Here is a 13,292-nt window from a genome sequence, read left to right as displayed (position 1 = left end):
AAGCCAAATTTACATCCCCATGAATTTTTCTTCATGAATATAATAAATGAAAAAACTTCCTTCCGGAAGTTTTTTTCTATAATCGTGTAATTACTTAACGTACATTGCTTTTTTGATCTCTTCTTTTACTTTTTCAAGTTTCGGGAACCATTCTGCAAATAATGCTGCAGAGTAAGGAGCAGGAGCATCAGGAGTTGTAATTCTCTTAATTGGAGCATCCAGATAATCGAATGCTTTCTGCTGAACCATGTAGGTAATTTCAGACGCTACAGAACCAAATGGCCACGCTTCTTCCAAAACAACCAGTCTGTTTGTCTTTTTAACGGATGCCAAAACAGTATCATAATCCAACGGACGAACTGTTCTAAGATCAATAACTTCTACAGAAATACCTTCTTTAGCCAAATCTTCAGCAGCCTGAATAGCAAGCTTCATGATTTTTCCGAAAGAAACCAGCGTTACATCAGAACCTTCTCTTTTGATATCTGCTTTTCCGATAGGTAAATAGTATTCTTCTTCAGGAATTTCCATTTTGTCTCCGTACATCTGCTCAGATTCCATGAAAATTACCGGATCATTATCCTGAATCGCTGTTTTTAATAACCCTTTCGCATCGTAAGGATTTGAAGGAACGACCACTTTTAATCCCGGACAGTTGGCATACCAGCTTTCGAAAGCCTGAGAGTGCGTTGCACCCAACTGACCTGCAGAAGCTGTAGGACCACGGAAAACGATCGGGCAGTTCCACTGTCCTCCACTCATCTGACGGATTTTTGCAGCATTATTGATAATCTGATCAATCCCCACCAAAGAGAAATTGAAGGTCATAAATTCTACAATCGGTCTGTTACCATTCATTGCAGCTCCCACAGAAATCCCTGCGAAACCAAGCTCAGCAATTGGTGTATCGATTACTCTTTTAGCACCAAATTCATCCAGCATTCCTTTTGAAGCCTTATATGCACCGTTATATTCTGCAACTTCTTCCCCCATTAAATAGATGGATTCGTCTTTACGCATTTCCTCGCTCATTGCCTGTGCAATTACCTCACGAAAAGTATATTCTGCCATATTTATTTGAAAAATTTAGAGTACAAAAGTAGTGTTTTTTTATTATTTACATAACAAAAACGACATTTCATTTAATGAAATGCCGCTTATTAATTTTTATTTAATCCGGTTAATTAACTTTCTGCCAGGTCTGTGATCTTCCGATGAAAGATAAACCAATATATCCTCTCACATTCAGGTTATCGCCGCTTCTCGTGATCGTACACTTGTACGTTTTTCCTGTTTTAGGATCTGTAATCGTACCTCCTGTAAATTCATCCCCATCCTTTTTTAGGTTTCTGATGATTTCCAGTCCCTGAATAGGCTTGTTTTTTCTGTCGTCTTTACATTCCGTACAGTTCGGGTTAGCCGGTTTTATCAGCAATTGGGAAATTCTCCCGAAATACTGATCTCCTTTTTTATAGATCTCAACAATAGATTTAGCCTGTTTTGTTTCGTCATCTATGGTTTTCCATTTTCCTTCGATCTGCGCAAAAGACATTACTCCGAATAATGAAAGCGCGAAGGTTAACAATAATTTTCTCATATTTCTTATAATTTTAATTTCAATAAAATAATTTCGTTGTCTATTATTGCTAAAAATATAAATTAATTTTAAAACAACAAAAAATTTTATTATCCTTCACATAGATTACAAGATATATACCAAAAAAACAGGACAAAAAGTGGTAAAACACAATATCTAGTACAACATTCAGCAATGAGAATCAATTCATTATGATTTAATTCATTTTTCTGTTTATTACCCGATCCATATAATCCTGATACCAGGCTTTGGCAATTTGCTTTCCTTTTTGCGCTTCCGGATCAGATCTCAACTGATCCATCAGATTTTTTTCCATTCCTAAATCAGACTGATCAAAGATCCCTACAATCTCTTTTCCATCGAAACGGTAGATGTAATTCCCGATGATAAACTGCTCCACCGTTCCGTCTGAATTGGCAATAATCGGCGAATACTGCTTCTCGCTCACCAGACTTCTTCCCCAGCTTCTGATTTTTTTATGATAGCCGATTAAATCTGCAAGCGTAGGATAAATATCAATCTGCTGTGCCAGTTCAGGATTTACACCTTTTAAATTGTACGCAGGATTTGGGGAATAAAAGATTAGAGGCACTGCGAAACGATTCATTGTTTTATCGTATTCGGGATAATAAATTTCGTTGGTATGATCTCCCGTAAAAACAAAGATGGTATTATTGAACCAAGGCTGTTTTTTAGCTGTTTCGAAATACTTTCTGATGGCAAAATCCGTATATTGAATTGGTTCATGCATCTGAATTTTTCCTTTTTTAAACTTTCCGTTGTATTTCTCAGGGATTTTAAACGGATGATGTGAAGATGCCGTGAATACGGTTGCCATGAAAGGCTGCTTTTTCCCTACATTTTTCGCAAAATACTGTAAAAAAGGTTCATCCCAGATTGCCCAGATTCCATCGAAATCATTATCATTATTATATTCGGTCTTTCCAAAATAATGTTTGAAGCCCAAGATGTTTCCAAAGCCTAAAAATCCCATGGAACCATTCGGAGCGCCGTGATAGAAAGAAGTATCGTATCCCATTTCGTTGCAGACAGAAACAATGGACTGGATTTTCTGGTTGGAATACGGCGAACTTGTAAAAGCGTCCGTTAAACTCGGAATTCCGGCAAGAACGGAACTCATCCCGTGAATAGATTGCCTTCCGTTAGCAAAAGTATTCGGAAAAATAAGACTCTGCCCTGCCAAACTGTCGATAAACGGAGTGTAAGAAATGTAATCTTTGATATTTTTGTCTTTATTGAATGCTCCTGAATATTCTCTTCCGAAGGATTCAACAATAAAAATAACAATATTTGGTTTTTCTGCGACTTCTCTGTTATAATCTTTATAAGGATGAATGTTCTGTTCAATAAATTTTTCATCTACAAAATGAACTTCTTTAAAATTATTCGTATTTAAAGTTCGGAAAAAGGAAAACGTACTGTTCAAAACGACATTTCCCTGCGCCGGAATTTTCACGAAACGATTGGCATCCACCAGATTGATGGGTCTTGTGCTGTGCTTAAAGTCTCCACGGATTCCACCGACAGCCAAAACAGCCGTTATGCAAAGCGTTATCACAGACCACACAAAATACGGAACCAGCTTTTCTGGTTTGTTTTCCTGAACTTTTACTTTTTTATAAAGAAAAATCCAAAGGATCATTAAACCAACAAATCCAATCAGAACAAAAGGATTCTGAGCAACAGAAGTTGTAAAAACCTTAAAAATATTGCTTTCGTGCTGCGCAACCTGCAACGCGGCAGAAGTAAGCCTCATCTGCGAAAATCTGAAATACACCATATCTCCGAAATTCATTGCATAAGCAATTCCGTTGGTGATAAAATACAGCCAGAAAAGAAATTTCTGATAACTTTTTTTAGTATTGATGATGACCGGAATGATGCTCAGAAGAATAAAAAGGGCATTTACATATAAAATTGCCGTTGTATCGAACGCAATCCCATGGAAAGACAGACTGAAATAATCTGAAACAGAATCGATCTTTATTAAGTCTTTATTAAAGTACCAGAATAAAAATCTTGCGATCTGATAGAAAAAATAGGCTAAAAAAATTCTGTACAAAAGCACCAGAACTTCCTGTTTTCTAAATTCTTTAAACAATTTCATGCTGCAAATTTACATTAAATTCGAATTAATTTAACAATATCTCCCTGTAACGGCTTATCAATCCACAATAATTGATGCACTGTTTAATTAACGCTTTGTTACTTTAATTTATTAATTTTGTGCCTATGAATTTTATTAAAAATAATCTTGCCAACGCGATAACGTTAGGAAACCTGTTTTCCGGATGTATCGGCGCCATTCATCTTATTTCAGGAGATTATCAGACGACTGCGATTTGCATCGTGCTTTCTCTGGTTCTGGATTTCTTTGATGGTTTTACGGCAAGAGCGTTAAAGGCAAACTCCAATCTTGGAACCCAACTAGATTCTTTAGCAGATATGGTGAGCTTCGGACTGGTTCCGGGACTGACGATGTTTAAAATGCTTGAACCGTTTGGAACGGATCTCTTTGGGATGACCTTACCGTTTGGGATTCAATATTTCGGGTTGCTGATTACATTATTTTCCTGTTTAAGACTGGCAATTTTTAATTTAGACGAAGATCAGAAATATTATTTTAAAGGACTGAATACGCCGAGTAATACGATTTTAATTTTCGGACTGTTTTACGCTTTCAAAGAAAATCAGAGCTTTGAATTTCTCATGAATAATGAACTTGCATTGATTGTTTTAAACGTAATTTCTTCCTGGCTTTTGATCTCGCCGATAAAAATGATCGCGATGAAATTCAAATCGATGAAACTGCAGGATAATTATCCTAAAATTGCGTTATTGGTTGGTTCTGTTATTATTTTAGCTATCTTTAAAACGGTCGGAATCCCGATGGTGATTCTTTATTATATTTTAATCTCAATTATATTTCAAAAACAACTAAAATAAATTTATGTGTTGAATAATGGACATTTAAATCCATTTTCAAATTACCACATTCTCAAATTTTCAAATTATAAAAAATGAATTTAAAACTACATAAACCGCTCTGCATTTTTGATCTGGAAACCACAGGAACGAACATCGGGAAAGACCGTATTGTTGAAATCTGTATTTTAAAAGTAAATCCTGATTCGTCGAGAGAAAGCAAAACATGGAGGGTAAATCCTGAAATGCCGATCCCGAAAGAATGCAGCGAAATCCACGGAATTTATGATGAAGATGTAAAAGATGCGCCCACCTTTAAAGAAATTGCTCCAAAAGTGATGGAAATGATTACCGGTGCGGATTTAGGAGGTTTCAATTCCAACAGATTCGATGTTCCATTGTTAGCGGAAGAGCTGCTTCGTGCCGAGTTTGATTTTGATTTGAATAAATTCAAACTGGTTGATGCACAGACCATTTTCTTTAAAAAGGAACCCCGAAATTTGGGAGCTGCCTATCAGTTTTATTGCGGAAAAACACTGGAAAACGCCCATTCTGCGGAAGCCGATGTTATGGCAACTTTCGAAGTACTTGATGCGCAGGTCGGAAAATACGATGATGTACCGAACGAAATCGCAGAATTAAGCAATTTTTCGTCTCAGAACAAATTCGCAGATCTTGCCGGAATGATTCACTTCAACGAAAACGGACAGGAAATCTTTGCTTTCGGAAAATATAAGGGACAAACGGTAAAATCTGTTTTCCAGAAAGATCTGGGCTATTACGGATGGCTTCAGAACGCTGATTTCCCATTGTATACCAAAAAGGTTTTCACGAAAATCCAATTATCAAGCAAGTTTTAAATGATAAGTGAGCCGGTTAAAAAGATGCTTTAATGAGCGATTGATTATGACGGTTCTATTCCTAAAGAAGTAATTTTGGAAGATAAAACGGAACTTGAACAGATCAGATAATACAACAGCTCGAAGAGGAAGACAAGCAAACCATTTTTCCGGCTCGTGGAAAAAATGCTTACCCATAAAAAGTTTAAAGATTTTTTTGCCAAAAACGCAGCTACGCTATAAAACACATAACCCACCGCTTTCCGGTGGGTTATTTATTATTGCTAACGGATTAAAAATCCGCGAGATCATGGCATATCAAAATTTATGAGACTGAAATCTGTCAGAAAAAAGAAATAGTATCCAAAAAAGAAAACCAAAAATAATATCAAATATTATATTAGCAGATTTTAATTGATGATGCACTATAATATTATATATAATATCAATCCCTATGATAATTCCACAAAATTTCAATAAATATATAATTGCTCTTATAATAATTCTACCGTTTATCATTACTTTTTATTCTGATTTATATTTTTCTCAGCGTTTTCATCATGTTCTCTTATTGAATTTAATTGATTAAAGGTTCCTGAATAAAAATTATAAATAAACCCAATTACAAGACCTTTTATAGAAGGTTTTTCAAATTTCCCTTTCTCTATAGAAGATAAACCCATACCAACTGCCAATCCTTTTAAATCAATTGTATAATCAAAAATGGTTGCTAAATTATCATTATAAATAGCACGATCTACTAAGGTAATAGAATTGTAAGTTGAATAAATAGATCCCATTCCTCCAGCATGAAGAGCATTTGCATCAACCATTTGACCAGATAATTTAACCCAATGATTATTATTTAATTGATATGTATTTTTATCATTCGAATAAAATTTATCACCATTCTTATTTAAATCACCTGTCGGTCTATCATCCACAGCAGTCACAGATTTACCTGTTTCTCCTAATTGTCCTGTTGAACCAGCATCAATGTTTTTACCTAAAATATTATCAGTTACCGAGCCATCGCTATTTAAATTATAACTTGAAGTAATTTCTTGATTATCTTTTCCTAAATTATATCCAGAAACAGCTTTACCACTAGCCGCGAAATATTTTGCCCCTTCAATTTTATTGTCTTTAAAGAACTGATCTGCGTTATCTTTATTAAGTTTGGAATTATATTGGTAATTACCATCTTTGTCTGTGTACCAATCTGCTCCTGTAGGATCTGTCCTGATAATGGGATTATTACCAACATAATTATATGGTGAGTGTGAATAGTAAAATTCACTTAATAAATCTTGAACACCCCAACGTCCAATATCGGGCATATAAAACCTTGCTCCGTAATCATACATGCCGGATTCCTGCAGTTCCTTCCCATTGTATTTATAATTTTTATACGAACCCGCTCCGAAGAAAGAATTTCCACTCTTCAAATGATTCATTCCGAAAGGGTAATAATCATTTACATCTATAATTTCAAGAGCGCCTGCGCTGTTTCTTCCGAAACTTACCCTCGTATTTCCCAAATGATCTTTGTATTGGTAAATATACTGATCTTTTTTGTAATCATAAAATCCTTCTGCGGTTGGGAAAAACTCTAAGTCAGGAGTTTTAATCATTCCACACCTCCTAAATCAACAAGATTGAAAGCCTGCATTTCCATAGCCCTGCTTTGGGGAGCCATCATCATCATGGCTTCCATCGGAGTATTCCTGTTGATAAATTGGTTTTTGTCGCTAAACATTTCGGGATTTCCGTAGATGATATTATTTTCTTCAATGGAAAAAAACAAAACAGTTAAAACTTATCAATGAACTCGATGCCGAAGAAAAAAACATTCTTCTAAAACTAATCGAAACTTTCGTTTCTAAAAAACGATTTAAAGATTATCTACAGAAAAATATTGCTACGCTATAGTTTCGTTTTGTATGACAAAACGAAACAACTTTATAAAACACAAAATCCACCGCAATTGCGGTGGGTTATTTATTATTGCTCACGGATTACAAATCCGCGAGATTGGGGTTAAAAATCCGCGTCATCGGGATTATTTATCCCAACCTATGTGATTTTCTAAAATTACCGGATCTGATATTTTATTAAAACCTATTGGCTTATAAAAAATTAATGTTACAGTCAAAGGTTTTTTCATGTTACTATAATCTTCTTTTTTAAATATATATTGTACATATTTCATCTTTATATCTGGTGATAAACCTATTGTATCTTTAATTTTTATTTCATCTTTTAATTTTTCTTGTATATTTAAAGCTTTGTAATGCTTGTGTAAAAAATACAAATCACCTGCTGTTACACCAGGAAAATTTTCAGATTCGTAGATTAAACCATTATATGATTGCAAATCATTATTCTTAACAGCAGTCCAATATTCTCGAACAGTATTTTTGATTTGCTCTTCATCTTTTTGTTTCTGATTTACACAGCAACTGATGCTTAATAATATTAAGATAAATGAAATATATTTAATTGTTTTCATTATGGTAAAACTTTTTTATTGGTGTTCAACTGCTCGTTAAGAGGCTGCACAGGCAAATTATTATTTCTTAGAATTTGCGTTCCATTTTGGATGATTAATGAATTTGGCATCAATCCTGCTCCCGGATTTGGTACAGTTCCATCAAAAACAAAATTGATCACATCATTTCTTGTTTGTTGGTTCATTTCAATTCCACTTTCATTTACCAAATCTATAGCTCTATCCATTGTTTTAGCTTGAGAATTAATAAGTTTCACATCTTTAGAAGCCTGTACATATGCTTTTGTACTTTTAATGGCATCAGGAACATTAGCAGCCAGATCTAATAATCCTAACAATTCTTGTGCGCCTCCCAGTCCTGCGCTTAATTTATCATAGAATTTAATCCTTGGGTTAGTAATTACCCTTTCTTTATTCCTTCTATAGGTCTTAAATTTTTGGCTGTCAGCACTTTCCGGCATTTCCTTTACATTTTCCATAGTTCCTCCGTTTGGAGTAGGACCGCTATAAGCATAAGATTTTAATTTTAAACCGCTGGAGCCATCAGACATTCTTGCAGCACCCGGATTATATCCTTGCGTGGATAATCCAATATCCGCTGGTGTGAAGGTTGCATATCCATTACTTATCTGTGATATTGGTGCTCGGACAACTCTCATTGCATTACCATGGATTGCAAAAAATCCAGTATGATTTTTCAATAGTTCCAAGCCTTCCAACTCGACTCCCATTCCCATTTTATTTTCCTGAAATGCATACGTAGAATTGTAAGTATATTTTTCTGCCAAAGGATCAATATTAAAGAACCTTCCTACATCCGGCATATAGTTTCTCCACTTAAAACTGTAAAAACCAGTCTCCTGTAATTCCTGTCCCTGATACTTGTAATTTTTATACGAACTCGCCCCAAAGAAAGAATTTCCACTCTTCAAATGATTCATTCCGAAAGGGTAATAATCATTTACATCTATAATTTCAAGAGCGCCTGCGCTATTTCTTCCGAAACTTACCCTCGTATTTCCCAAATGATCTTTGTACTGGTAAATATACTGATCTTTTTTGTAATCATAAAATCCTTCTGCGGTTGGGAAAAACTCTAGGTCAGGATTTTTCATTACGTTAAACGCACCTACAGGCTGAAACCCTCCGATGTCATCAGGACTAAATGCCTGCATCTCCATAGCCCTGCTTTGGGGAGTCATCATCATCATGGCTTCCATCGGATAATTTTGAAGATAAAACGGAACTCGAACAGATCAGATTAATACAGCAGCTCGAGGAGGAAGACAAGCAAACCATTTTTCGCCTCGTGGAAAAAATGCTTACCAATAAAAAGTTTAAAGATTTTTTTGCCAAAAACGCAGCAACACTATAAAACACAAAACCCACCGCTTTGCGGTGGGTTATTTATTATTGCTCACGGATTACAAATCCGCGAGAGCGGGGTAATCGGGCAGCCTCTTTTGTGTTGCTTATTTTTATTTTCCATTAAAATAATTTGCAAATTCTAAAAGCTTAAGATCCACCGCTCTTCCTAATTTTTTATTTTGAGTAGTTTCAACTAAATAATTTAAATCAGTTTTGCTGATTATCTCGTCAAGTTCAAAATTCATAATATAATTATAAAGTCTTATATGACTTTTGTAATCTTGTGTTACCCTATAACTTTTCTTAAGTTCATCAATGTATATTCTTTTATTTTTTAAATCAAATATTAAATCATTAACAATTACTTGGTTCTTGACTATCCGCTTAAGGTTTCGACTATTTTTAATTATTTCAAAATCTTTTTGTCTATAAATCTTCTTGTAAAATATATGGTTGTTTGCAAAGTAATCTAAAATTGAAAGTCTAAATAGATAATACTTCCTATTGGTTAAATAATTTAAATATCGTTTATAAAAACTATTATGAACAATATTTAATTCATCAGCTAAATTAATTATGAGAGAATTATACCAATCATTTTTTGTGAGTTCAAAATCAAATATAAAGGATTTGAAATATTCAAAATTACTCTCATCCTTAACAAAATCATACTCTTGCAAAAAATCTATTCTTTCACTTAAATATCTGCTTTCAAAATGAGTTTTCAAGTTATTATCTTCTGCCTGTTCCTGTACCTTTTTCTCCACTTTTTTTCTGTTTATTACGGGTTGTACGTGCTTTTTGTTCTTTGACAAGTCTTTGCTTTAATGCTTTTTGTTCCTTTGACAAATTACCTTTCAAACCTGCTAATTCTGTAGCAATATCTTCATCCGACCATCCAATTAATCCTGTATCTCTTTGGTTTCCTCTCGCGACCTTTGAAAAAGCCAAAAAGTCTATAGGTTTTTTAATACCACTATCGTCAACAGGAACAGGAACGCCATTAATATCTGTTTCCTCTCCAGCATCAGGAAATACATCAGGTGTACCAGAGGCAGTTTCTTCTGCATCATTTTGTTCAGACAAATCTCTATTTTTAATGACATCGGAAGCTTTATCAGCAATATCCCAAGCCGCATACCCTACTAATGCATAATAAGCAGCTTCCAAAAGATAAGCCGCAACAGGTATTGCTGGCGCAAAAGCCTTATGTGTAAAAGAAAGTCCTGCTGTGTTTTTTTGTAGAGGTTTTGATGCGGTAACTACAACTTCTTCAATAAGCTTACCTCCTTTAGGACCATATATTTTTTTAGGATCCGGATCTTCCCCCTCCATTCCTGTAGGATCCCAAAAATTAATTGGATTGTTCCAAACATAACTGTAAGCTTCGTGGGTGTATTGGCTTCGTGGGTCAATTACACCCCAACGTCCAATATCGGGCATATAAAACCTTGCACCATAATCATACATACCGGACTCCTGCAATTCCTTTCCGTTGTATTTATAATTTTTATACGAACTCGCCCCAAAGAAAGAATTTCCACTTTTTAGGTGATTCATTCCAAAAGGGTAATAATCATTTACATCTATAATTTCAAGAGCTCCTGCGCTATTTCTTCCGAAGCTTACCCTCGTATTTCCCAAATGATCTTTATACTGGTAAATATACTGATCTTTTTTGTAATCATAAAATCCTTCTGCCGTCGGGAAAAACTCTAAGTCAGGAGTTTTTTGCTAAAACAAAGCTACGCTATAAAACACAAAACCCACCGTTTTGCGGTGGGTTATTATTATTATTATTATTATTATTATTATTGCTCAAGGACTACAAATCAGCGAGATTGGGGGGCTTCAGTACATTTAACATATTTTTTTATATCAGATAATATGTTTGTCTTATTGTAAATTTGTAATTCTATTGAATAATTATTTTTTAATAAACTTCCATTCCCAAGCCACTTATTTTTCCTAATATATTTATCCATTTTTATTTTTTTAGGAATAAAAGCAAGATTTGAATATATGTAAAATAAATTATTGCTCTGTATAATAATAGTATATAAATTATTGTCTTTTATTATTTTAGAAACTCTTCCGCCTGATAATGAAAAAACTTTAGGTTTTTTAGATTTAATGACAAGTGAATGAGCTGGGTTATAATAAGGTTTGGATAAAGTAGAATCTGCATTTGTGTAACAAATACAGTCTTTCATAGGTTGTTGTTTACTTTGTGAATAAAAAATGCCACTTAATAAAAAGAGAAAAACCTTAAATAATCTTAGTTGCATATCTAATTAATTGATTGATTATACATTTTCTGTGCTTCTTTTTTAGCATCTATTTCGTGCTGTCTCTCATTGTAAGGTTTACTATTTTGATTCTCTATATATTCCCCTGTATCAGAATTTTTTATTTTTTCCGTAAAATCCATTGAATTTTGAATAGAATGCACAGCTTCTTCTCCCCCTGTTTTTATATCTCCCATATTATTTCCTTTTTCTCCATCAGTCATCTCTCCTACAGCATTAGCTATACCTATTTGTTTTTCACTTAAAACAATATGTGTCTCATTCCAATCAGACGTTTTATCATATTCTCCCGTATTTTTGTTAAATGTCCCTATTGTATTCATTGATTTTGAAGAAACACTTCCAGTACTCTTCATTTCATTATACATTTTTCCTGTCATTGTTTCTCCATTAGCTCCAGATCGGGAAAGATAGCCTGCTTCAGTTTTTGTATCATTACCACCTACATAATGAATATAGATAGTCCTTTCTGAGTCAACCATTTTCTGCCAAGTTTGTCTTCCAGCCTCTGATTTAGATAGAGCACCTTGTAATCTTTTTGCATCGGCACTTTCAGGATTTCCAATTTTTAAAGGTCCACGCCCATCAGGGTCAATAAACATAATCGGGTTGTTGAACGCATAATTATATGGAGAGTGTCTTCTCATTTTCTCCGCGAGCGGATCCACGACGCCCCATCTACCGATGTCCGCCATATAAAATCTCGCACCATAATCATACATGCCACTTTCCTGCAACTCCTTTCCATTGTACTTGTAATTTTTATATGAACTTGATCCAAAGAACGAATTTCCACTCTTCAAATGATTCATTCCAAAAGGATAATAATCATTAACATCCACAATTTCAAGAGCGCCTGCGCTGTTTTTCCCAAAACTTACCCTTGTATTTCCCAAGTGATCTTTATACTGGTAAATATATTGATTTTTTATGTAATCGTAAAATCCTTCTGAAGTCGGCAAAAACTGCAGTTCAGAATTCTTCAGCATTCCCACAGGTTCCAGACCTCCGATGTCCACAAGTCTGAATGCCTGCGTTTCCATGGCTCGTGAACTCTCAAGATTGGATGCTGAAAAAGACGAGCTTCCTCCGCCTCCGCCACCTGAATTAGTGATGTTCTGATACTGGAAGCCGTCAAGGTAATCGATGGTCTTTACAGAGGTTGTGTAGCCATTAATTCCGGAAATCGTTGTGGTGTTTACCTTACGGAGCTTTGTTCCGTCAGCGCGGTATTTTGTGTCCAGTTTCACCATTTCAATGCCGTCCCTGCTGTATTCCAGATGATGGGGAAGGTTTAAATGATTGTATTTGATCACACTGATTCCCTTATCCGGCATACTGATCATGTTTCCGTTCAGATCATATCCGATGGTTTGTCGCCGCCTTCGTATCCTGTTGCATTCTGTGCATGATCATTGATGTTGGTAAGCCTGTTGCCGGTATTGCCGGAAGCATAGATGTATTGCAGGTTATCAATCATGGTCGGCGTTGTATTCCCATATTCCAGAACCGAGGTTCTGTACAGACTGGTGATATTCCCGTTCAGATCATACGCTAAAGACTCCGTATTCTCTTTACTGTTCGGGTTTTGGGGATTCTGGTAAAACCCTGCCGTTAACCTGTTAATTTTATCATACGCATAGCCGTATCTTTTCGGAAACAAAACCCACCGGAATTGCGGTGGGTTCTTTTTGTTGCTCACAGATTACAAATCCGCGAGA

Annotated in this window: 14 protein-coding genes; 2 read left to right on the top strand and 12 right to left on the bottom strand. The window is 35.1% G+C overall.

The window, feature by feature from the left end:
• Nucleotides 1–90 precede the first annotated feature (90 nt).
• The 3 genes from AC52CF_RS03840 to AC52CF_RS03830 form a co-directional block, all read right to left on the bottom strand.
• Complete coding sequence (locus tag AC52CF_RS03840) at nucleotides 91–1,071, bottom strand: pyruvate dehydrogenase complex E1 component subunit beta (RefSeq protein ID WP_076396100.1); 981 nt, start codon at nucleotides 1,069–1,071, stop codon at nucleotides 91–93.
• Nucleotides 1,072–1,180: 109 nt separating this feature from the next.
• Nucleotides 1,181–1,597 (bottom strand): DUF2147 domain-containing protein, encoded by a 417-nt coding sequence (locus AC52CF_RS03835; RefSeq protein ID WP_375181617.1) that lies wholly within the window; start codon nucleotides 1,595–1,597, stop codon nucleotides 1,181–1,183.
• A 196-nt stretch (nucleotides 1,598–1,793) separates the two neighbouring features.
• Entirely contained in the window at nucleotides 1,794–3,725 is a 1,932-nt protein-coding gene (locus tag AC52CF_RS03830; RefSeq protein ID WP_375181618.1) for an LTA synthase family protein, read from the bottom strand.
• Between the two features lie 125 nt (nucleotides 3,726–3,850).
• Between AC52CF_RS03830 and AC52CF_RS03825 the strand changes: the two genes are divergently transcribed.
• Both AC52CF_RS03825 and AC52CF_RS03820 read left to right on the top strand, forming a co-directional pair.
• On the top strand, nucleotides 3,851–4,564 hold the full coding sequence (locus AC52CF_RS03825) for a CDP-alcohol phosphatidyltransferase family protein (protein ID WP_214590707.1): 714 nt from the start codon (nucleotides 3,851–3,853) through the stop codon (nucleotides 4,562–4,564).
• A gap of 74 nt (nucleotides 4,565–4,638) precedes the next feature.
• Nucleotides 4,639–5,403, top strand: coding sequence for a 3'-5' exonuclease (locus AC52CF_RS03820; protein ID WP_214590708.1), 765 nt, complete (start codon nucleotides 4,639–4,641; stop codon nucleotides 5,401–5,403).
• 497 nt (nucleotides 5,404–5,900) lie between these two features.
• Here AC52CF_RS03820 and AC52CF_RS03815 read toward each other — a convergent pair whose 3' ends face one another.
• The 9 genes from AC52CF_RS03815 to AC52CF_RS03775 all read right to left on the bottom strand — a co-directional run bounded on the left by AC52CF_RS03815 (nucleotide 5,901) and on the right by AC52CF_RS03775 (nucleotide 13,273).
• The gene (locus AC52CF_RS03815) at nucleotides 5,901–7,016 is read right to left on the bottom strand and encodes an RHS repeat-associated core domain-containing protein (protein WP_214590709.1); all 1,116 of its coding nucleotides are present in this window, start codon (nucleotides 7,014–7,016) and stop codon (nucleotides 5,901–5,903) included.
• Nucleotides 7,013–7,189 (bottom strand): hypothetical protein, encoded by a 177-nt coding sequence (locus tag AC52CF_RS03810; RefSeq protein ID WP_214590710.1) that lies wholly within the window; start codon nucleotides 7,187–7,189, stop codon nucleotides 7,013–7,015. Before AC52CF_RS03810 ends, AC52CF_RS03815 begins: the two co-directional genes overlap by 4 nt.
• Nucleotides 7,190–7,444: 255 nt before the next feature.
• Entirely contained in the window at nucleotides 7,445–7,894 is a 450-nt protein-coding gene (locus AC52CF_RS03805) for a hypothetical protein (RefSeq protein ID WP_214590711.1), read from the bottom strand.
• Entirely contained in the window at nucleotides 7,894–9,114 is a 1,221-nt protein-coding gene (locus AC52CF_RS03800; protein WP_214590712.1) for an RHS repeat domain-containing protein, read from the bottom strand. Before AC52CF_RS03800 ends, AC52CF_RS03805 begins: the two co-directional genes overlap by 1 nt.
• Nucleotides 9,115–9,372: 258 nt before the next feature.
• Nucleotides 9,373–10,029 carry a hypothetical protein gene (locus AC52CF_RS03795; protein ID WP_214590713.1) on the bottom strand — a complete coding sequence of 219 codons (657 nt, stop codon included), beginning with the start codon at nucleotides 10,027–10,029 and terminating at the stop codon, nucleotides 9,373–9,375.
• On the bottom strand, nucleotides 9,995–10,906 hold the full coding sequence (locus AC52CF_RS03790; protein ID WP_250902185.1) for an RHS repeat-associated core domain-containing protein: 912 nt from the start codon (nucleotides 10,904–10,906) through the stop codon (nucleotides 9,995–9,997). Before AC52CF_RS03790 ends, AC52CF_RS03795 begins: the two co-directional genes overlap by 35 nt.
• Before the next feature lie 188 nt (nucleotides 10,907–11,094).
• Complete coding sequence (locus AC52CF_RS03785) at nucleotides 11,095–11,550, bottom strand: hypothetical protein (RefSeq protein WP_290266244.1); 456 nt, start codon at nucleotides 11,548–11,550, stop codon at nucleotides 11,095–11,097.
• 2 nt (nucleotides 11,551–11,552) lie between these two features.
• Complete coding sequence (locus AC52CF_RS03780; RefSeq protein WP_496517879.1) at nucleotides 11,553–12,908, bottom strand: RHS repeat domain-containing protein; 1,356 nt, start codon at nucleotides 12,906–12,908, stop codon at nucleotides 11,553–11,555.
• Nucleotides 12,909–12,925: 17 nt separating this feature from the next.
• Nucleotides 12,926–13,273 carry a hypothetical protein gene (locus AC52CF_RS03775; protein WP_375191093.1) on the bottom strand — a complete coding sequence of 116 codons (348 nt, stop codon included), beginning with the start codon at nucleotides 13,271–13,273 and terminating at the stop codon, nucleotides 12,926–12,928.
• Nucleotides 13,274–13,292: the final 19 nt, after the last annotated feature.

The organism is Chryseobacterium sp. 2P (assembly GCF_059579425.1).
Note: the sequence above shows the minus strand (reverse complement) of the source record. Positions and strands in the feature narration are given on the sequence as shown.